At 63.2% G+C, this 19,079-nt stretch carries 16 protein-coding genes and 1 riboswitch; of the genes, 11 read left to right on the forward strand and 5 right to left on the reverse strand.

Annotation, left to right across the window (positions count from 1 at the left end):
- Nucleotides 1-10 precede the first annotated feature (10 nt).
- A complete protein-coding gene (gene parE, locus EJ076_RS19165; protein WP_109671562.1) occupies nucleotides 11-2,065 on the reverse strand; it encodes a DNA topoisomerase IV subunit B in 2,055 nt (684 codons plus the stop codon).
- Between the two features lie 238 nt (nucleotides 2,066-2,303).
- Between parE and cpaB the strand changes: the two genes are divergently transcribed.
- From cpaB to EJ076_RS19215, 10 genes are all read left to right on the forward strand, one after another.
- The gene (cpaB, locus tag EJ076_RS19170) at nucleotides 2,304-3,230 is read left to right on the forward strand and encodes a Flp pilus assembly protein CpaB (RefSeq protein ID WP_245462837.1); all 927 of its coding nucleotides are present in this window, start codon (nucleotides 2,304-2,306) and stop codon (nucleotides 3,228-3,230) included.
- A 32-nt stretch (nucleotides 3,231-3,262) separates the two neighbouring features.
- The gene (locus tag EJ076_RS19175; RefSeq protein WP_126068933.1) at nucleotides 3,263-4,708 is read left to right on the forward strand and encodes a type II and III secretion system protein family protein; all 1,446 of its coding nucleotides are present in this window, start codon (nucleotides 3,263-3,265) and stop codon (nucleotides 4,706-4,708) included.
- Nucleotides 4,709-4,712: 4 nt separating this feature from the next.
- Nucleotides 4,713-4,982: a hypothetical protein gene (locus EJ076_RS19180; RefSeq protein ID WP_109671513.1), complete on the forward strand. Its 270-nt coding sequence runs from the start codon at nucleotides 4,713-4,715 to the stop codon at nucleotides 4,980-4,982.
- A gap of 44 nt (nucleotides 4,983-5,026) precedes the next feature.
- Nucleotides 5,027-6,241: a CpaE family protein gene (locus tag EJ076_RS19185; RefSeq protein WP_109671512.1), complete on the forward strand. Its 1,215-nt coding sequence runs from the start codon at nucleotides 5,027-5,029 to the stop codon at nucleotides 6,239-6,241.
- The gene (locus tag EJ076_RS19190) at nucleotides 6,238-7,659 is read left to right on the forward strand and encodes a CpaF family protein (protein WP_109671511.1); all 1,422 of its coding nucleotides are present in this window, start codon (nucleotides 6,238-6,240) and stop codon (nucleotides 7,657-7,659) included. Before EJ076_RS19185 ends, EJ076_RS19190 begins: the two co-directional genes overlap by 4 nt.
- 4 nt (nucleotides 7,660-7,663) lie before the next feature.
- Complete coding sequence (locus EJ076_RS19195; RefSeq protein WP_126068934.1) at nucleotides 7,664-8,629, forward strand: type II secretion system F family protein; 966 nt, start codon at nucleotides 7,664-7,666, stop codon at nucleotides 8,627-8,629.
- Between the two features lies 1 nt (nucleotide 8,630).
- Nucleotides 8,631-9,593, forward strand: a complete 963-nt coding sequence (locus tag EJ076_RS19200) for a type II secretion system F family protein (RefSeq protein WP_109671509.1) — start codon at nucleotides 8,631-8,633, stop codon at nucleotides 9,591-9,593.
- 87 nt (nucleotides 9,594-9,680) lie between these two features.
- The gene (locus EJ076_RS19205) at nucleotides 9,681-10,502 is read left to right on the forward strand and encodes a hypothetical protein (RefSeq protein WP_126068935.1); all 822 of its coding nucleotides are present in this window, start codon (nucleotides 9,681-9,683) and stop codon (nucleotides 10,500-10,502) included.
- 186 nt (nucleotides 10,503-10,688) lie between these two features.
- The gene (locus tag EJ076_RS19210) at nucleotides 10,689-11,159 is read left to right on the forward strand and encodes a hypothetical protein (RefSeq protein ID WP_109671507.1); all 471 of its coding nucleotides are present in this window, start codon (nucleotides 10,689-10,691) and stop codon (nucleotides 11,157-11,159) included.
- Nucleotides 11,160-11,323: 164 nt separating this feature from the next.
- Nucleotides 11,324-12,499, forward strand: coding sequence for a GGDEF domain-containing protein (locus EJ076_RS19215; RefSeq protein ID WP_109671506.1), 1,176 nt, complete (start codon nucleotides 11,324-11,326; stop codon nucleotides 12,497-12,499).
- Here EJ076_RS19215 and gcvP read toward each other — a convergent pair whose 3' ends face one another.
- From gcvP to gcvT, 3 genes are read right to left on the reverse strand one after another with little or no spacing between them, the layout of a single operon-like run.
- Nucleotides 12,500-15,310, reverse strand: coding sequence for an aminomethyl-transferring glycine dehydrogenase (gene gcvP / locus EJ076_RS19220; RefSeq protein WP_126068936.1), 2,811 nt, complete (start codon nucleotides 15,308-15,310; stop codon nucleotides 12,500-12,502).
- Nucleotides 15,311-15,327: 17 nt separating this feature from the next.
- The gene (gene gcvH / locus EJ076_RS19225; protein ID WP_126068937.1) at nucleotides 15,328-15,696 is read right to left on the reverse strand and encodes a glycine cleavage system protein GcvH; all 369 of its coding nucleotides are present in this window, start codon (nucleotides 15,694-15,696) and stop codon (nucleotides 15,328-15,330) included.
- A 5-nt stretch (nucleotides 15,697-15,701) separates the two neighbouring features.
- On the reverse strand, nucleotides 15,702-16,799 hold the full coding sequence (gcvT, locus tag EJ076_RS19230) for a glycine cleavage system aminomethyltransferase GcvT (protein ID WP_126068938.1): 1,098 nt from the start codon (nucleotides 16,797-16,799) through the stop codon (nucleotides 15,702-15,704).
- A gap of 149 nt (nucleotides 16,800-16,948) precedes the next feature.
- Nucleotides 16,949-17,035: riboswitch (glycine riboswitch) on the reverse strand.
- A 292-nt stretch (nucleotides 17,036-17,327) separates the two neighbouring features.
- Here gcvT and EJ076_RS19235 point away from each other — a divergent pair.
- Nucleotides 17,328-18,329, forward strand: a complete 1,002-nt coding sequence (locus EJ076_RS19235) for a hypothetical protein (protein WP_126068939.1) — start codon at nucleotides 17,328-17,330, stop codon at nucleotides 18,327-18,329.
- 18 nt (nucleotides 18,330-18,347) lie between these two features.
- On the opposite strand, the gene EJ076_RS19240 is transcribed toward EJ076_RS19235, so the two are convergent.
- Nucleotides 18,348-19,076 carry a GntR family transcriptional regulator gene (locus EJ076_RS19240; protein WP_126068940.1) on the reverse strand — a complete coding sequence of 243 codons (729 nt, stop codon included), beginning with the start codon at nucleotides 19,074-19,076 and terminating at the stop codon, nucleotides 18,348-18,350.
- Nucleotides 19,077-19,079: the final 3 nt, after the last annotated feature.

Genomic DNA, 19,079 nt, shown 5'->3' on the forward strand with positions numbered 1-19,079 from the left:
CGGCTGGCGGCTAGATATCCAGCACTTCCGTCTCGGCGAATTCGGCGCGTTCCTGGATGAAGCGGAAGCGGGCCTCCGGCTTGGTGCCCATCAGCGCGTCGACGGCGTCCTTGGTCGCCGCCTCGGCATCGATCACATCGATCCGAAGCAGCGTGCGCTTCCTCGGATCCATGGTGGTTTCCTTGAGCTGCGCGGCCATCATCTCGCCCAGACCTTTGAAGCGGCCGAGTTCGACCTTGCCGCGCCCGGTGAACTCGGTGCGCAGGAGTTCGTCCTTGTGCGCGTCGTCGCGGGCATAGGCGACCTTGCCGCCCTGCCTGATCGAGTAAAGCGGCGGCACCGCCAGATAGAGATGACCGCCACGCACCAGCGCCGGCATCTCCTGGTAGAAGAAGGTGATCAGCAGCGAAGCGATGTGGGCGCCATCGACATCGGCGTCGGTCATGATGATCACACGGTCGTAGCGCAGATCCTCGTCGCGGTATTTCGAGCGCGTGCCGCAGCCGAGCGCCTGGATTAGGTCGGATATCTGCTGGTTGCCGGCAAGCTTGTCATTGCCGGCGCTGGCGACGTTAAGGATTTTTCCGCGCAGCGGTAGGACGGCCTGGCTGGCGCGGTCGCGCGCCTGCTTGGCCGAGCCGCCGGCCGAGTCACCTTCGACGATGAACAGTTCGGCGCCGGCCGCGGCATTCTGCGTGCAGTCGGCGAGCTTGCCCGGCAGCCGCAATTTGCGCACCGCGCTCTTGCGCGACACCTCTTTTTCCTGCCGCCGGCGCACCCGCTCGTCGGCACGTGCGATCACCCATTCGAGTAGCTTCGAGGCTTCCTGCGGATTGTCGGCCAGCCAATGGTCGAACGGATCACGGATCGCGGTCTCGACAATTCGAATTGCCTCGATCGTCGCCAGCCTGTCCTTGGTCTGGCCGACGAATTCCGGCTCGCGGATGAACACCGACAGCATGCCCGCCGCCGAGATCATGACGTCTTCCGAGGTGACGATCGAGGCGCGCTTGTTGCCGACGAGATCGGCATAGGCGCGCAGGCCCCGCGTCAGTACATTGCGGAAGCCGGCCTCGTGGGTGCCGCCTTCGCCGGTCGGGATGGTGTTGCAGTAGGAATTGATGAAGCCGTCGCCGCCGAACCAGGTCACCGCCCATTCGAGCGAGCCATGGCCGCCTTGTTTCTCGCTCTTGCCGGCGAAAATCTCGCGCGTCACCTGGAAGTCGTCGCCGAGCGATGCCTTGAGATAATCCTTCAGGCCGCCGGGAAAATGGAATTCAGCCTTGGCCGGTGTCGGATCCTTTTCCTTGATCAGTGACGGATCGCAGGTCCAGCGGATTTCGACGCCGCCGAACAGATAGGCTTTCGAACGCGTCATGCGGTAGAGCCGCGCCGGTTCGAATGCCGCGCCCTTGCCGAAAATCTGCTCGTCGGGGTGGAAGCGGATTTTTGTTCCGCGCCGATTGTGGACCTCGCCCAATTGTTCCAGGCCGGTCACGGGAACGCCGCGTGAAAAGCGCTGGCGATAGAGCTGGCGGCCACGTGCGACCTCGACCTCGAGATGGTCCGACAGCGCGTTGACCACGGACACACCGACGCCATGCAGGCCGCCCGATGTCTCGTAAACCTTGGAGTCGAACTTGCCGCCCGAATGCAGCGTCGTCATGATCACTTCGAGCGCCGGCTTCTTGAACTTCGGATGCGGATCGACCGGGATACCGCGGCCATTGTCGGTGACGGCGAGATAGCCGTCGGCCGAGAGTTCGACATCGATGAAGGTGGCATGGCCAGCCACCGCTTCGTCCATCGAATTGTCGATGACCTCGGCGAACAGATGGTGCATCGCCTTGTCGTCGGTGCCGCCGATATACATGCCTGGCCGGCGGCGCACCGGCTCCAGCCCTTCCAGCACCTCGATGTCGGCGGCGCTATAGCCTTCGCTGCCATCCTTGGTCGCGGCAGGACGCTTGGTGGCCTGAACCAGCGGATCCGCCGGCCGCGCCGGCGTGCGAACCGGCTGCGGCTGCTTGTCCATATTGCCGAAGAGATCGTTGTTGTCGTCCATGCCTGCCATAGGGTCCGATGCTGCGAATCACCTCGCGATACTGCCACGCTTTTCAGCGCCAAGCGACCGAGGTTCCTGTTCCGTTCGGGGATATGGTCCTTCTTAACCCAAAACCATTCGATAACCAAGTCGGCGGAAATAGGTCGGATACCACCGTGCGAAATTCCTGATTCTTTAACAATGCCGCCTAGGGTTAAGCCCAACAAAACAAGAAACTGCGGGCATCAGGGGTTTCGGCGTGAGGGGCAAGGCCATATCGATGATCGGCATCGCCGCCGTTTTTGGCGCGATCTCGATCTTTGCCGCGGATTTCTGGGTCAAGAGCCAGGCCAAGGCCGATTCCGAAGAGAAGACGGCGTCGATCCCGGCACCTGTCGTGCCCAGGGTAGAGTTCAAGACCATCGTGGTGGCGAATGCGCCGCTGCGTTACGGCATGGAACTCGACCGGGCGCAGCTTAGCGAAATTCCGTGGTCGGAAGAGTCCGTGCCGCAGGGCGCCTTCACCACTATCAATGCGTTGCTCGCCGACGGTAGCCGCGTGGTGCTGTCGCCGATCGAAGTCAACGAACCGGTGCTGCTGACTAAGTTGTCCGGGCCAAATGGCCGCGCGACGCTCTCCAACATGATGACGCCCGGAATGCGGGCGGTAACCATCCGTACCGACGAGATCGCGGGGGTTGGCGGTTTCGTCACGCCGGGCGACCGGGTCGATGTCGTGCTGACACGCGATGCCGGCGAAATCCAGGAAGTGGCCAAGAACGCTCAGGGCGCTGCCGGTTCCACCATCACTTCCGAGATCGTCGTTGCCGATGCCAAGGTGCTGAGCGTCGGGCAGGGCGCCGACGAGCGCCAGACGACGCCGCAGATTTCCAATTCCGTGACCATCGAGGTGACGACCGACGGCGCGCAGAAAGTGGCACTGGCCCGCACCGTCGGCACCTTGTCCTTGTCGCTTCGGTCCTCCAGCGAAGGCGGAGACGACAAGAACGGCGTCACCACCATCTCTTCCTTCGGTGGATCGGTCGCCTCGAATGTGCAGGCCGCGGCCGGCTCATTGTTCGATGCCGTCACCAAGGAGCCGGAGAAGCCGAAGTTCAAGACGGTCATCGTAACGCGCGGCACAAAGGCCGAGGAATACCAGGTTCCTTCGCCGGACCAGAAATAGAAGCCAGTGGGGACTGGGTGAGGGACGGGACAATGTTCGGGCTGATCACATACAGGGTCATGGGACGGTTGCGCGTTTTGCGCACCGTGGCTGTCGCGGCTTCGCTGGCTGCCGCCACGATGCTGGCCTTCGGCACCTGCGCCAAGGCCGACAACGACATCGTCTATGTGTCGTCGACCAAGAATGCGTCGATCAAGGTTGCCAAGGGCAAGCCAAAGACGATCATGACGAGTGCCGCCTTCTACCAGATCGTCATCGGCGATCCGGAGATCGCCAACGTCAATCCGCTGACCGACAAGTCCTTCTATGTGCTCGGCAACAATCTCGGCACCACCGGCATCGCGCTGTTCGACGAGAAGAAGCAGCTTGTCGGCACCATCGACATCGAGGTGACGCTCGACACCGACCAACTGGCCAGCACCATTCGCGCCAGCGTGCCGGATGCCAGGATTAAGGTCGGCTCGGCCAATGGCCGTGTCGTGCTATCGGGCGAGGCGGATGACGCTGTCGCCGCCGAAAAGGCAAACAAGATCGCGACGCGCTTTTCCGGCACCGAAGAGGTGATCAACTCGGTCAACATCTCGTCGTCGCAGCAGGTCCAGCTCAACGTCCGCTTCGTCGAGATCAACCGCCAGGCGGGCCAGGATCTGGGCGCCAAATACGCCGCCAATTTCGCCTATGGCCTTGGTGGCCGCGACGTCTCGCTCGATCCGGGTACAGTGCCGACGGCCGGCACTGGCGAGATCATCGGTCGGCTTTTGTCGAACGGCGTGTCGATCGATATCGCCATCAAAGCACTGGAGGAACGCGGTCTCGCCCGTCGGTTGGCCGAGCCGAACCTGATCGCCCGGTCCGGCCAGACGGCGAGCTTCCTCGCCGGCGGCGAGTTCCCGATCCCGGTCTCCGAGGACAACGGCAAGATCTCGGTCAGTTACAAGAAATACGGCGTCAGCCTGGATTTCACGCCGACCGTCCTGAAGGACGGGCTGGTCAGCCTGGACATCGCGCCGGAAGTCTCCTCGATCGACGCCTCGGCCTCCTACAATATCGGCACCATCTCGGTTCCCGGCTTCATCGTGCGCCGTGCCAGGACGTCGGTCGACCTGAAGAATGGCCAGAGCTTCATGATCGCCGGATTGCTGCAGTCGCAAAACGACATCACCACGTCGCGCATTCCCGGTCTCGGCAAGATGCCGGTGCTTGGGGCGCTGTTCTCCTCGAAATCCTATCAGCGGCGTGAGACCGACCTAGTCATCATCGTCACCCCCTATCTGGTCAAGCCGGTCGATCCGTCGAAGAAGCTCGTCGAGCCGACCGACGGCACGCAGCCGGCCAGCAACGCTGACTATTTTCTCAACAACACCGAGGAAGTGAAGACGTCCGACGCCAACCGCGCGCTGGCAATGGCCGACGGCAGCGTCGCGCAGCCGGCTGCCGTCACCACGGTCGGGCATTTCCTTGACCTGCCGAAGGACTGAAGTCATGCGCCTGGTCTTGAGATCGAGCATCGCCTTGCTGCTGGCAGGTTTTGCCGCTGGCTGCACCAGCGACGACTATGTGCGCAGCGAAGGGCCGACGATCGGCGCCGGCGAAGCGCAGGCTGCCAACACCGTCATGCAGATGGTCGATCCCTGGAAGTACGGAGTCCAGAACACCAGACTTCTGGTGCCGGCCCAGCGAGGCGCCGCTGCGGCCGTCACCCCCGATCAGGCGGCCGAAACGAAGGCGTCGCAGTCCAGCACGACTAATTGATCCAACGGGCAACTGGTCCAATGGCGACCTGACAGGCTGACAGAATGGCAAACGGCATCAAGACCAGGAAGATCCTGCTCGTATCGACCGACAGGACCTTTGTGCAGGACACGCGGACCGCATTCGCCGCCTCCGAGATCATCCAGCTCTCGACAGTGGAGAAGAGTGTCACGGAGCTGCGCGGCGAGATCCAGGAAGCCGACTTCGGCGCCATCATCGTCGACATGGATGCGGCAAGACTGGAGGAGGTCGAGTCGCTGCAGCGCGTCATGCGCCGGCTCGAGGACAAGGTGCCGGTTGTCGTCGTCACGCAGGAGTTCAACGCGGCCGCGGTGCGCATTCTCGTGCAGCTCAAGGTCGCGGATTTCCTGGTCAAGCCGATCACCACCGCCGATCTCGTGCGCTCCGTGGTGCGAGCGCTGCAAGGACCCGGGCGCGAGGAAAACACCGAGTCGCAGATCTACACCTTCATGCCGGCCGCGGGCGGCGTCGGCACCACGACGCTGGCACTGCAAACCGCCTTCCAGCTGCATCATTCGGTGACGCGCGGCGCCTCGACCTGCGTCGTCGACCTTAATTTCCAGCAGGGCGCCTGTGCCGAATATCTCGACCTCGAACCGCGCTTCGACATCACCGAGATCGAGAACCAGCCCGAGCGCCTCGATCGCCAACTGCTCGATGTGATGCTGTCCAAGCACGCCAGCGGACTTTGCGTGCTGGCGGCACCGACGCATCCGTCGGAAATGCGCTCGTTCAAGACCGATGTCGTGGTGCGCATGCTGGACCTGGTTTCGGCCTATTTCGACAATGTCGTCATCGACATGCCGCGCACCTGGTTTCCATGGACGGAGACGGTGCTGCTCGGTTCCAACAAGCTCTACATCGTCGCGGAGATGACGGTGCCGTGCCTGCGCCATACGCAGCGGCTGATCCAGGCGGTCTACGAGACCGCCGGCAAGGAGGTGAAGCCGAACGTCATCGTCAACCGCTTCGAACAGAAGATGTTCGACAACGGGATCAAGCAGGCGGACGTCCAGGAAATTCTCGGCGAGCATTTCGTCGGCGGCATCGCCAACAACTACAGGCTGGTGCGTGAGGCGGTCGATCGCGGTGTGCCGCTGCACGAGATCGATCCGAACGCCAATGTCATTAATGATCTGAAGAAGATCATCCTGCCGGAGGAAGCGGTCCCAACCCGAGCGAAATCACGCTCGCTGTTTGGCATGGGCCGTGGATTGCTGAAGAGGAAAGCCGGATGACCAGCCGCTTCTCCACCTTGCAGAACCGCGATGCGCGTCCGCAGCGGACTGCCGAGCCAATGCCGGTCGCCCATCATGCCGTCGTCATTCCGACGAGCCGAAAGGCTTTGCCGGTAAAGCCGGAAGCAGCACCGGCAAAGAATGCCAACAAGGTGCTCGATGCGCGCGTGCGCATCCACCGGCTGCTGCTCGAGGAGATCAATCTCGTCGCGCTGGAGCGTTTGCCCAAGGATGAGATGCGCCGGCAAGTGCATGATTTCGTGTCGGAAAAGACCAAGCAGGAGCGGATGGCGATCAACACCGTCGAACTTGATGCGCTGGTCGACGACATCGTCGACGAGATGGTCGGCCTCGGCCCGCTCGAGCCGCTGCTCAAGGACCCCGACATAAACGACATCCTGATCAACGGCCACCTGAACTGCTTTGTCGAAAAGAAGGGCAAGCTGCAGCCGGTCCATATTCCGTTCAAGGACGAGGCGCATCTCTTGCGCATCGTTAACAAGATCGTTGCCGCGGTCGGCCGTCGCGTCGACGAATCGCAGCCGATGGTCGATGCTCGCATGCTGGACGGCTCGCGTTTCAACGCGGCCATCCGTCCGGTTGCGGTCGATGGACCACTGGTGTCGATCCGCAAGTTCTCCAAGAATAAGCTCGGCCTGCACAAACTGGTCGAATTCGGTGCCATCACCCAGAACATGGCCGAAGTGCTGGCGGCGGCCGTGCATGCCCGCAAGACGACGATCATTTCGGGCGGTACCGGTACCGGCAAGACGACCATGCTCAATGCGCTGTCGGCCTTCATCCCGGAAGATGAGCGGCTGATCACCATCGAGGACGCGGCCGAGCTGCAATTGCAGCAGCCGCATGTTGCGCGCATGGAAACACGTCCGGCCAACATCGAAGGCCATGGCGAGCTGAAGCAGCGCGACCTGGTCAAGAACGCGCTGCGTATGCGCCCCGACCGCGTCATCCTCGGCGAGTGCCGCGGTGAGGAAGCATTCGACATGCTGCAGGCGATGAATACCGGTCACGAAGGGTCGATGGCGACCATCCATGCCAACACGCCGCGCGACGCCATCTCGCGGCTTGAGCAGATGCTTGGCATGACCGGCATGCCGATGACGGTGCAGTCGATCCGCAGTCAGATCGCCAGCGCGCTCGACCTGATCGTCCAGCTGACGCGCCTGTCCGACGGTAAGCGCAAGGTGACCAGCGTCGCCGAGGTGACCGGCATGGAAGGCGATGTCATCCAGATGCAGGAGATCTTCCGCTTCGTGCGTACCGGCATGGAGGCCGACGGCAAGATCCTCGGCTACTACGAGGCGACCGGCATCCGGCCGCGGTTCCTCGAGGATCTGCGCGCCATGGGCATCGAGTTCCCCGGACGATATTTCGAACCCGGTCGGCCGCAGGAGTAGCGAAGTGTTCGACGGGCTCAGCGCGATCTACGTCGTCTATGCCGCGGCTGCCCTTACCGGCATCCTGATCGCCGAGGCCTGCTACCTGCTTTATGCCGGCCGCAGCGACAAGCGCACCGCCATCAACCGGCGCATGAAGCTGCAGGAACACAAGATCAGCCAGGAGCAGGTGCTCGTCCAATTGCGCAAGGAGCGGGGCCTTGACGCTGGCACGCCGCTGTTTTCGCCGGACCGGTTCCGCGCTCTGCGAACCCAGTCGGGCATGATCATGCCGCTGTCGAAATTCCTGATGATCACCTGCGGTGTCGCATTCGCCGCTGGTCTGGTCGCCATCTGGTACGGCTTGCCACCGCTGATGGGACTTGTCCTGTTTCTGGTGCTTGTGCCGGTGCTGCCGGTGCTGACGTTGCGTTTCAAGCGCAAGCGCCGGCTGAAGCGGTTCGGCATGCAGCTGCCGGAGGCACTGGAACTGATCACGCGTGGCCTGAAGGCCGGCCACCCAGTGCCGGTGGCGATCGCCATGGTCGCGCGCGAGATGCCGGACCCGATCGGCACCGAGTTCGGCGTCATCGCCGACGAAGTGACCTATGGCTCCGATCTGGTTTCGGCGCTGAACTCGCTGTTCGACCGGGTCGGACAGGAGGATCTGCCGCTGTTCGTCACCGCCGTCTCGATTCAGACCAGTTCGGGCGGCAATCTGCGCGAGATCCTCGACGGCCTGGCGACGACAATCCGCGAGCGTGGCAAGCTGCGCCGCAAGGTGCGCGCCATTGCGACAGAAGGCCGAATGTCGGCCTACATCCTGACGGCGGTGCCGGCCTTGCTGTTTGCCGCCATCATGGCGCTGATGCCGAGCTTTTACCGCGACGTCTGGGGTGAGCCGAAGACCTGGTACCTGCTTGGTGGGTCGATCACCTGGCTGATGCTGGGCAATTTTATGATGTTCAAGATGTCGAATTTCAAGTTCTGACATGCAGGGCTTCATCGAATTCCTCGCCTCGCTCGCCCCGACCTCGTTGATGCCGGTGGCCATCCTGCTGCTGGCCGCGGGCGCTGCCGCTGTTGCATGGCCTATGATGGCGGCGAAGGGCGATCGCAATGAGGTAATGCGCCGGCTCAGGGTCGACAACGGTCCCGTGGCCGCAAAGCCCGAGCCGGTGCAGAAGAAGAATACCGGCGTCGTGCGCGAGAAGGCGGTGAAGCGGGCGCAGGAATTCTACGCCAGGAGCGATCCGGAAAATGTCGCCCGGCTGCGCATGAAGCTCATCCAGGCAGGATATATGGAGCCGCGCGCTGTCGGCATGTTCTTCCTGATCCGCTTCACCGCGATGATCGGCACGGCAATCGGCGTGTTTGTGCTCAACCGGTGGATGGCCAGCCCGGACGCGACGATGGCCAGCCGCTGGACATTCGTCATCCTGTCGGGAGCGGCCGGCTATTTCCTGCCCGGCCTCGTGCTGAGCCAGAAAGTGCGGGAACGCAGGCGTGAGTACCGCAACGGCTTTCCCGATTTCATGGACCTGATGATCGTCTGCTCGGATGCCGGCATGAGCATGGAGGCCGGCATCGAGCGCGTCTCGAAGGAACTCGCCAAGACTTACCCCGCGCTCAGCCAGAACCTGCAGCTGGTGTCGCTGGAGCTGAGGGCAGGGCGCAGCCTTGACGATGCGCTGAAGGCGCTCGCCGACCGCCTCAGCCTGGACGAGGTGCGTTCCTTCGCCACGCTGCTGCAACAGTCCAAGGAACTCGGCACCAGCCTGTCAGGAGCGCTGCGCGTCTTTTCCGACGATATGCGCCACAAGCGCATGTCGCTGGCCGAGGAAAAGGCGCACGCCCTGCCGGCCAAGATGTCGGTGCCGGTGGTGGTGTGCATCCTGCCGGTGGTGTTGATGATTGCGGCGATTCCAGTCATCGTCAAAATGACGGCGCACTAGCGAGCGCCCCACGAAAGCCCCATCGAGGGGCTGACAACCCATTGTTCTGCCTGCACTCTGCCCCTGCGACGTGAGAAGCCCATGCGAATGCTGTTGCGCACCCTCTTCCTTGGCCTCGCAGCGGTCAGTTTGTCGCCCGCCTGGGCCGCGGCGGGCGATTGCGGCGATGCTGCCGCCTTGGTGCAGCAGGCCTATCCCAAGGCTCGAAAGAGCGCCGACGGCGCCTCGTTCACGCTTGAACCCCATATCAGCATCGCCCTGGCGGATGCCGATTCGCCATTTGTCCTGGTCTGCAGGATATGGCCCGCCCATGACGACCTGCTGCTGGTCGCAGTGCCGCTGACCGACAGCGCCCAATCCAGCGACGACGGACATGTCGGAGATATCGAGCTTCTGGTCGTCGACAGGAACAGCCTGCAGGTGCGCCAGCGCCTGCTCCAGCCAGGGCTAATCACCGATGATGCCCTAGCCATCCGCAAGATCGACCTCGATACCGGCCGCTATAGGCTGGCGCCCGAGGTCTCCGCCTTCGGCCTGCGCATCGAAATCGCAAACCATTCGCAGGCCAACCCCTTCAGCGAAACCGACCTGCGGCTCTATGCCCTCGCTGGCGATACCTTGCGGCTGGTTCTCGATGGCCTCGTCGTGGCCGGCAATGGCGGCGAAGGCGATGCCAATTGTGCGGGATCCTTCCATTCGAGCCAGGTCAGCCTGGCGATGAGCCCGGTGAGCCATCGCGGCTATCACGATATCTCGGTGGCCGAGCGGACGGATACGGACAACCCGTCTCCCGATAAGGATGGCGAGTGCCAACCCCATCCCGGCAAGCCGATCAACCGGACCTACCGGCTGCGCTATGACGGCAGCCGCTACCCGGTTCCGGAAGCGCTCAAGGTCATGGGACCGTGAAAAGGCCGCTCACGCCCTTGCTGCAGGGGTTCGCTCGGGAATAAGTCTTCGTCTTGTGCCTGGTGGTTAATGGCTGGTGTGCCCGAAACCAAATTTTAGCGGCGTTTCGGCACCGAAGTTTAATCGCCGCTCATGTAATGTGTTTCCTGAAGAACGACCCGGCAAATCGGGCGATGAGGCAGGGGCATGCGTCACAGTAAGTTCACGGCAATGGCCGCGCTGGCGGCCGTCTTGATGATGTCTGGCTGTACGACGGGTGGCGTCGACACGACCAAGACCACCGCTATCCAACCGGCGGCAAAAGGCATCGACACCTCCGATCTGGCGCAAGGCAAGGCGCAGTTTCGCGACGCCAATTACGGCCTCGCCGAAAAGCACTTTCGCAAGGCCGTCGAGTTGAAGGCCGACAATGCCGAGGCCTGGATGGGGCTCGCTGCGTCCTATGATGAGCTCGGCCGCTTCGACTTCGCCGACCGTGCCTATGGCCAGCTTTTGAAAGTCGCCGGCCGCAAGCCGCAGATCGTCAACAACATGGGCTATTCGCAACTGCTGCGCGGCAATCGCAAGAAGGCCAAGGCGCTGCTGCTCGAAGCGAAGGCCGGCATGGCCGATCCCACTGTCGTCAACGCCAACCTCGCTCTCTTGAACAAGGGTTGATCCGGTCGTTGCGTCCCAGGTCCGGTTTCGGGACATAAGGCATCGACGCTTTGTAAACCCTATCGGCAGGTTGCGTCGAAAGATCGGCTGAAAACCACGTCTGAGGGCTGCAGCTGACCTAGAATGCGGCGTAACCGCCGACGCTCGAGAGGCCCTTGCCCGATATGCTGGACTTCAGTTCGCTCCTGCTCGCAGCCGCGCTGTCGGGCATCTGCCTCAGCGTCACCATGTTTGCGATCTGGTTCACCGCGCCCAAGGCAGGCTTCGTGCTAACGGTGGCGTGCGGCATTCTGGTGCTCGTCGCGCATGTGATCCTGTTCTGGCGATACACCAAGGATCCCGATCCGCTGCTCTGTCAGATCGTGCTTGCGTTGCTCACTCTAGGGTTCCTGATCCTCTGCGTGTCGGCCATGCAATATCTGGGCGTGCACGGCTACAGACGTGCCGTTGCACCGGCGCTTGCCGCCATGGCTATCTGTGCCGCCGTGACCCTTCTGGGCCTTGATGGCGTCGGCTTCATCATCACCTACACCACGGTGACGGCGCTGCTGTCGGCGATCGGCGCCATGTTCTGGATCAACGGCAGCCATGATCGCCGCATCCTGCTGGTGGTTTCGTTTCTGAGCGGCACCTGCGCGGTGTCGTTTGCGCTCTGCGGCATGGTTCTGCTGACCAAGGGGCAATGGACGCTCGCGACCGCGCCCGACAACTGGGCCGAACGACTGAATTCCGTTGTGGCGGTGGCCTGCATGACCGGGCTCGGCGCATTGACGCTCTCCCTCCACCATCTGCAGGCGCAGATCGAGCTGAAGGCCGAGACCATGACCGACCCGCTGACGGGGTTGATGAACCGCCGGGCGTTGACGTCGCTCTACGGTGAGCGGAGTTTCGGTCCGTTCATGTCCGTCGTCATGTTCGACCTCGACCACTTCAAGCGGACGAACGATGTCTATGGTCATCCGGTCGGAGACCAGGTCTTGTGCCGCTTCGCCGCGGTGATCAAGAAATATGCCAGGACCGGCGTCGACGCCTTTCGCCTGGGCGGCGAGGAATTCGCCGTCGTCATGTCGCGAATGACGGAAGAGAAGGCCCATGATCTCGCCAGCAAGATCTGTGTGGCCTTCGGCACCGAGATCGTCGCCACCCAACTCGGCAAGTTGCGCAGTACGGTCAGCGGCGGCATCGGCTTTGGCGAGGCAAGCGGCCGCACCCTCGATGACGTGCTTGCCGAGGCCGACGCGGCGCTCTACGCCGCCAAGCGCGCCGGTCGAAATTGCGTCATCGGTCGGACGGCACTAGACAAGGCCGACCCGGTCAAGCCGGCCTTGCGCTCCGCTTAATTATTCCGCTGCACCCAGATAGTCCGACAGGGGCGGGCACGAGCAGACCAGGTTGCGGTCGCCGGCAACATTGTCGATGCGTGACACCGGCGGCCAGTACTTGGCTGCCGTGTCGGCGTCGCCGGCGGGATAGGCCGCCTCCAGGCGCGAGTAGGGATGGGTCCACTGGGCGGCCAGCACCTCGGCGGCGGTGTGCGGCGCGTTGACCAGCGGATTGTCGGCCAAAGGCCATTCGCCCCTGGCGACTTTCGCTGCCTCGCCTGCGATGGCGATCATCGCCTCGCAGAAGCGGTCGAGTTCCCGCTTGGGCTCGGATTCGGTCGGCTCCACCATCAGCGTGCCGGCGACCGGGAAGGACATGGTCGGCGCGTGGAAGCCGTAGTCGATCAGACGCTTGGCGACGTCGTCGACGCTGATGCCGGCGCTGTCCTTGAGCACGCGGGTGTCGAGGATGCATTCATGCGCGATGCGATCGTGCCTACCCTTGTAGAGAAGCGGGAAGTGCGGCGCGAGCCGTGTCGCTACGTAGTTGGCCGAGATGATGGCGGTCTCCGTCGCCTGCTTCAGTCCGGCCGCGCCCATCATGCGGATATACATCCAGGTGATAGGCAGGATCGAGGCGCTGCCGAATGGTGCGGCCGACACGGCGTGCGCCGAACCTTCGGTGACATGTCCCGGCAGATAGGGCTGCAGATGCGCCTTGACGCCGATCGGGCCGATGCCCGGGCCACCGCCGCCATGGGGAATGCAGAAAGTTTTGTGCAGGTTCATATGACAGACGTCGGCGCCGATATCGGCGGGTCGCGCCAAGGCGACCAGGGCGTTGAGGTTGGCGCCATCGAAATAGACCTGGCCGCTATGCTCGTGGATGAGGGCGCAGAGGTGGCGCGCACCTTCCTCGTAGACGCCATGCGTCGAGGGGTAGGTGAACATCAGCGCCGCGAGATTTTTGGAATGCTCGTTGGCCTTGGCTCTCATATCGTCCATGTCGATATTGCCGTCCTCCAGGCAGCGCACGACGACGACGCTCATGCCGGCCATCGCCGCACTCGCCGGATTGGTGCCATGCGCGGAGGAAGGGATCAGGCAGACGGTGCGATGGCCTTCGCCGCGCGAGCGATGATACGCGCGGATGGCGAGCAGGCCGGCATACTCGCCCTGGCTGCCGGCATTGGGCTGCAAGCTGACCGCATCGAAGCCGGTGATCTCCGACAGCCATCCTTCCAACTCGTCGATCATGGCACGATAGCCGGCCGAATGGCTTGCCGGCGCGAAGGGATGCAAATTGGCGATTTCAGGCCAGCTTACCGGCATCATTTCCGCCGCGGCGTTGAGCTTCATGGTGCAGGATCCCAGCGGGATCATGCTGCGGTCGAGCGCCAGATCCTTGTCGGCCAGCCGGCGCAGCAAGCGCATCATGTCGGTTTCCGACTTGTTCTCATGGAACACAGGTTGGGTCAGGAACTCCTTGCCGCGCGGCTTGCCGGGCACTGTGCTGCCGGCTGAGGAACCAGCCTTGGCACCGAACAGGGCCGCGATCGCATCGAGATCGGCATACGTCGAGGTCTCGTCGAAGCTGATGCCGACATGGTCCGCATCGATGACGCGCAGCAGGCGACCGGTCTTTTCAGCCGCAGCGGCGATCTGCGCCGCCTTGCCCTTGGTCTCCACTGTCACCCCGTCGAAACGGCTGGCACCGATTACCGATACGCCTGCCGCCTCGAGGCCGCTTGCCAGACGATTGGCCAGCGCATGGATGCGCCCGGCAATCGCCTGCAGCCCGGCGGGGCCGTGCCAGATGGCATAGGCGGTCGCCATGTTGGCGAGCAGCGCCTGCGCGGTGCAGATGTTGGAGGTCGCCTTGTCGCGGCGGATATGCTGTTCGCGGGTCTGCAAGGCAAGCCGGTAGCCGGGCCGGCCCTTGCTATCGGTGGATTGGCCGACCAGACGGCCGGGCATCAGTCGCGTCAACTTGTCGGAGACGGCGCAATAGGCGGCGTGCGGCCCGCCAAAGCCCATCGGCACGCCAAAACGCTGCATTGGGCCGACGGCAATGTCGGCGCCAAGTTTTGCCGGCGCATCGGTCAAGGTCAGGCCGAGCGGGTCGGCGATGAAGACGACGATGGCACCGGTCGCCCGAGCCTTGTCGATCGCCGCCTTGTGGTCGCCATAGACGCCCAACGTATCCGGCCAGGAGACGAGCAAAGCGGCGGTGTTGTCGTCGATCGTCTCGCCGTCGATCTCGATGCCGAGCGGCTCGGCGCGGGTGCGCACGACATCCAGCGTCTGCGGGTGCGGCGTGCCGGCCAGCGCCACCTTGGTGCGCTTGTCGCGGTGGTGGCGCAGCGCAATGCCGACGGCTTCGGCGACGGCGGTCGCTTCATCGAGCAAGGAGGCCGATGCCACCGGCAGGCCGGTCAGTTCAGTGACCAGCGTCTGGAAGTTGAACAGCATTTCGAGACGGCCCTGGCTGATCTCGGCCTGATAGGGCGTGTAGGCGGTGTACCAGGCCGGGTTCTCGAACAAATTGCGCTGGATCACCGGCGGCACATGGACGCCATGATAGCCGGCGCCGATGAAGCTCTTCAGCACCATATTCTTGGCCATGGTCGCCGCCAATTCGGCCAGCGCTTCCGCTTCGCTGGCCGGTGCGGGCAGGGCCAGCGGCAAGTCGAGGCGGATCGACTGCGGCACGGCCTGGCTGATCAGCGTCTCGACGGACGGAACGCCGATCACGGCAAGCATGGCTCTGACATCGTTGACGCTCGGACCGATATGGCGGGCCGAGAAGGGAGTGAGTGCTGCGGTCATGTCAATACGTCCTGATATCAGCCGATATGGGCTTTGTAGGCGGCCTCATCCATGAGGCCCGCGAGTTGGCTTTCGTCGGCAAGCTTCATCTTCCACAACCAGCCGGCGCCGGTTGCCGCCGAATTGACCAGTGACGGGTCCGACGACAGTGTGCCGTTGGCTTCGGTGATCTCACCATCGACCGGCGCGTAGACGTCGGAAGCCGCCTTGACGGATTCGACCACGACGGCGGTGTCGCCCTTGGTCAATTTCTTTCCGGTCTCCGGCAATTCGACGAAGACGAGATCGCCGAGTTGTTCCTGCGCGTAGTCGGTGATGCCGACGGTGGCGATGCCGCCCTCGACGCGGAGCCATTCGTGATCGGTTGTGAAATAGGTCGTTGCCATGGAAATCATCCTTTGCGGTAGCGATGCGGAGTGAAGGGCAGGGAGCTGATATCGACTGGGATTTTCGTGCCGCGAACATCGGCGAAGACCCGTGTTCCCGGCTTGGCCAGCGATGCCGCGACATAGCCCATGGCGACCGGATGGCCGGCCGAGGGGCCGAAGCCGCCCGATGTGACATGGCCAGCGGGCTTGCCGTCGGCGTCAAAGAGCGCGGCACCGCCGCGCACCGGCTGGCGGCCTTCCGGTTTAAGCCCAACTCGCTTTTGCGCGGGTCCTCGTTCCACGGCGGCGCGGAGCGCATCGGCGCCGATGAAAGCGCCAGAAGCACGGACCTCCTTCGGGATCGCCCACATCAGCGCGGCACTGGCCGGGTCGGTCTCCGGCGTGATGTCCTGACCATGAAGGCAGAGCCCGGACTCCAGCCGCAGGCTGTCGCGGGCGGCCAGACCGATCCACAGCACGCGCTCGTCGTCGAGCAGCTTCGCAACGAGGTCACGCGCATCGGCCTCCGGCAGCCCGATCTCGAAACCGTCCTCGCCGGTATAGCCTGAGCGGCTCATGAACCAGGTCTTCCGCGGTTCCACACCGTGCATGAACAGCAGCGAGCCGGTCTCGATGCCGGCGCGGGAAAGAGCAGCCCAGGCCTCTGGACCCTGGATGGCGAGAAAGACGCGGTCGAGCGGCTCGACCTTGGCGTCGAAATCCGCGGCAAGCGCACGCAAATGCTTTTCGTCGGCCACGGCGTTGCCGGCATTGGCGACCACCATGAATCTGATATCGCCAAGCCTGGTGACGATCAGATCGTCCAGAATGCCGCCTGCCTCATTCAGGAAGAAGGACAATTTGGACTGCGAAATCTCGAGCGCGCCGGCGTCCAGCGGGCAAGCACGGTTGAGCAGCGCAACCGCCTCCGGTCCGCTGACCTCGAACAGTTTCATATGCGAGATGTCGAACAGGCCTGCCCGTTCGCGGGTGTGAAGATGTTCCTTCATGACGCCGGCCGGATAGGTCAGCGGCATCGACCAGCCGGCAAAGGCGCCAAAGCGCGCACCGGCGGCCATGTGGATATCTTCTAGGGGGAGGTGTTTTGTGTCGCCCGTCATGTCGTCTCCAGAGTCGCACGCAATCGGTCGCGAATGGCGACCAGTCCGTGCCCCTCTGTCTGAAGCCTGAGAGACTCGCGCTGCCGGAACTCTGTCAGCGGCGCTTACACCTTCGGCGCGGGGGCAAGCCCCGACTTTCCAGAGTGTCTTTCCCGTCTACGGTTCTTTTGCCTGAGAGATTTCGGGCGATTTCCCCTTCGGCGGCAGCTTTCGCTGCTCTCTCCCGCAAACAGGTAGGACTCAGACCCTGAGTCCTCGACGCGCCATCCATAGCTTGTGCGCGACGGCTTGTCACCTGTCAGCGACATCTAAAGCGCGTCGCGCTGAAACGGAGTCAGGCGACGCACTTTAGCTCTTTGTTTTGATGCATGTCGTTCCCCCAAAACCGCCGCACACTTTTGGGCGGCATGCATTGGCCGACAAGTCTTCGCTAACCACGCCGTTTGCCGGTTTTTCAAGACACTGCTGATATGGTGGCAGGCATGACGCTTTGGGGCTGGTATTGCCGGCGGCGGACGGGGACGACAAATGGGCGAATTGATCATGAGTGCGCCGGTGGCCGGGCTGACCTCGAAAAGCAGCATCGCCGCGGAGGATGTGGCTATGCTGCGCCATGAGGTGTTCGGCGATGGCGTGGTGACGCGCGGCGAGGCCGAGGCGCTGTTCGCGCTCGACGCCACGGCCAAGGACAAATGCCAGGAATGGCCGCCCTTCTTCATCGAGGCGGTCACCGACTACATCGTCCACCAGGAAAAGCCGTCGGGCTATATCTCGCAGGACAATGCCGACTGGCTGATCCGTACGATCTCGCGTGACGGCATGGTCGACAGCCGGACCGAACTCGAATTGCTGGTCCATGTGCTGGAAGAGGCGAGATCGTCGCCGGGTCAGCTTTGCGTCTATGCGCTGGAGCAGGTGGCGCATGCCGTTATCGACGGCAAGGGGCCGCTGATGCTCGGCGGCGCACTGGTTCCCGGTTTGATCGCCAAGGCCGAGGTCGAGCTGCTGCGCCGGATCCTCCATGCCCATGGCGGCGACGGCAACATCGCCATCACCCGCGCCGAGGCCGAAGTGCTGGTCAGGATCAATGAGCGGACCGCTCAAGGACACAACGATCCGTCCTGGAACGACCTGTTCGTCAAGGCGATCGCCAATTTCGTCATGTGCTCGGCCGGCTATGAAGCGCCGACGCGCGATGTGGCGCTGCGCCGTGATGTCTTCCTCGAACACGCCGATCCGGAAATCGGCGGTTTCTTCAGCCGCATGATCTCCGGCGGTCTTGCCGGCATCATGGAAGCCTATCGGTCTCCAGGCGACATCGAGGCCGAGTGGGAAGCCAAGAACAGGGCGGCCGAGGCCCTGGCCCGCCGCGCCGAGACGATCGATGCCGGCGAAGCCGGCTGGCTGATCGAGCATATCGGCGCGGACCGGCCTCTGTACGAGAACGAACGCGCGCTGCTGACGCTGATCAAGCACGCCTCGCCGGAAATCCACCCGGCGCTGAGGCCGCTGCTCGACAAGGTCGCCTGACCGGCAAAGGTTGCCTGATCAGATCTGGCCTACATCGATGTATATCCGGGCGAGGCCTTCCCGAACGGTCGACATGGCATCGGCGACACTGATGGCGATGTGGTCATGCATGAGCCTGGCGGCGCTGTCGGCATCGCGGGCGACCATGGCCCGGGCGATCTCGCTGTGTTCGGTGTAAGTCGTCGACAGTCGCCGGTGCTTCTCCACTTCGATCTTGCGAACGAAATGGATGCGCGTGTTGATGCCTTCGAGCATGCGCGCCAGTTCGGGATTGCCTGACAGCCTGGCGATGCGGATGTGAAATTCCTCGTCCCTGGCGGTCAGCTCAGTGCTGGAAAATGAGTCGGCTCGCGCCATGGTCAGCGTCCACCAGTCGACGAGCGCGGCGAGTTCCTCATTGGTCGCGCGCTGGATTGCCAGCCTGAGGGAGCGGTCCTCGAGCACGGCCCGCACATCGGAAAGATTGACGATTTCGTCGACATCGAAGCCGCGGCAGAAGAAGCCGCGATTGGTCTGGAAGGTGATGAGTTCCTCCGTGACCAGCCGCTGGAGGGCCTCCCGGATCGGGCTGCGGCTGACGTTCAGCCTCGCGGCAAGCGCCACTTCGTTGATGCGTTCGTTCGGCTTGAAGCGATAGTCCATCGCCATCCGACGGATCTCTTCATAGACACGCGGGCCGGTCTTGATTGGCTTGGATGCCGACGCCGCATTGTTGTCCTGGTTGCTTTGCCTGGTGGGTCGGAGCATGGC

It is taken from the genome of Mesorhizobium sp. M7D.F.Ca.US.005.01.1.1 (genome assembly GCF_003952545.1).
In the GTDB taxonomy this organism is placed as follows: domain Bacteria; phylum Pseudomonadota; class Alphaproteobacteria; order Rhizobiales; family Rhizobiaceae; genus Mesorhizobium; species Mesorhizobium loti.

Bases quoted from the DNA above. Each gene is read 5' to 3' on its own strand.
- parE (WP_109671562.1), bottom strand. From the start codon at position 2,065: ATGGACGACAACAACGATCTCTTCGGCAATATGGACAAGCAGCCGCAG.
- EJ076_RS19175 (WP_126068933.1), top strand. From the start codon at position 3,263: ATGTTCGGGCTGATCACATACAGGGTCATGGGACGGTTGCGCGTTTTG.
- EJ076_RS19180 (WP_109671513.1), top strand. From the start codon at position 4,713: ATGCGCCTGGTCTTGAGATCGAGCATCGCCTTGCTGCTGGCAGGTTTT.
- EJ076_RS19185 (WP_109671512.1), top strand. From the start codon at position 5,027: ATGGCAAACGGCATCAAGACCAGGAAGATCCTGCTCGTATCGACCGAC.
- EJ076_RS19190 (WP_109671511.1), top strand. From the start codon at position 6,238: ATGACCAGCCGCTTCTCCACCTTGCAGAACCGCGATGCGCGTCCGCAG.
- EJ076_RS19200 (WP_109671509.1), top strand. From the start codon at position 8,631: ATGCAGGGCTTCATCGAATTCCTCGCCTCGCTCGCCCCGACCTCGTTG.
- EJ076_RS19205 (WP_126068935.1), top strand. From the start codon at position 9,681: ATGCTGTTGCGCACCCTCTTCCTTGGCCTCGCAGCGGTCAGTTTGTCG.
- EJ076_RS19210 (WP_109671507.1), top strand. From the start codon at position 10,689: ATGCGTCACAGTAAGTTCACGGCAATGGCCGCGCTGGCGGCCGTCTTG.
- EJ076_RS19215 (WP_109671506.1), top strand. From the start codon at position 11,324: ATGCTGGACTTCAGTTCGCTCCTGCTCGCAGCCGCGCTGTCGGGCATC.
- gcvP (WP_126068936.1), bottom strand. From the start codon at position 15,310: ATGACCGCAGCACTCACTCCCTTCTCGGCCCGCCATATCGGTCCGAGC.
- gcvH (WP_126068937.1), bottom strand. From the start codon at position 15,696: ATGGCAACGACCTATTTCACAACCGATCACGAATGGCTCCGCGTCGAG.
- gcvT (WP_126068938.1), bottom strand. From the start codon at position 16,799: ATGACGGGCGACACAAAACACCTCCCCCTAGAAGATATCCACATGGCC.
- EJ076_RS19235 (WP_126068939.1), top strand. From the start codon at position 17,328: ATGGGCGAATTGATCATGAGTGCGCCGGTGGCCGGGCTGACCTCGAAA.
- EJ076_RS19240 (WP_126068940.1), bottom strand. From the start codon at position 19,076: ATGCTCCGACCCACCAGGCAAAGCAACCAGGACAACAATGCGGCGTCG.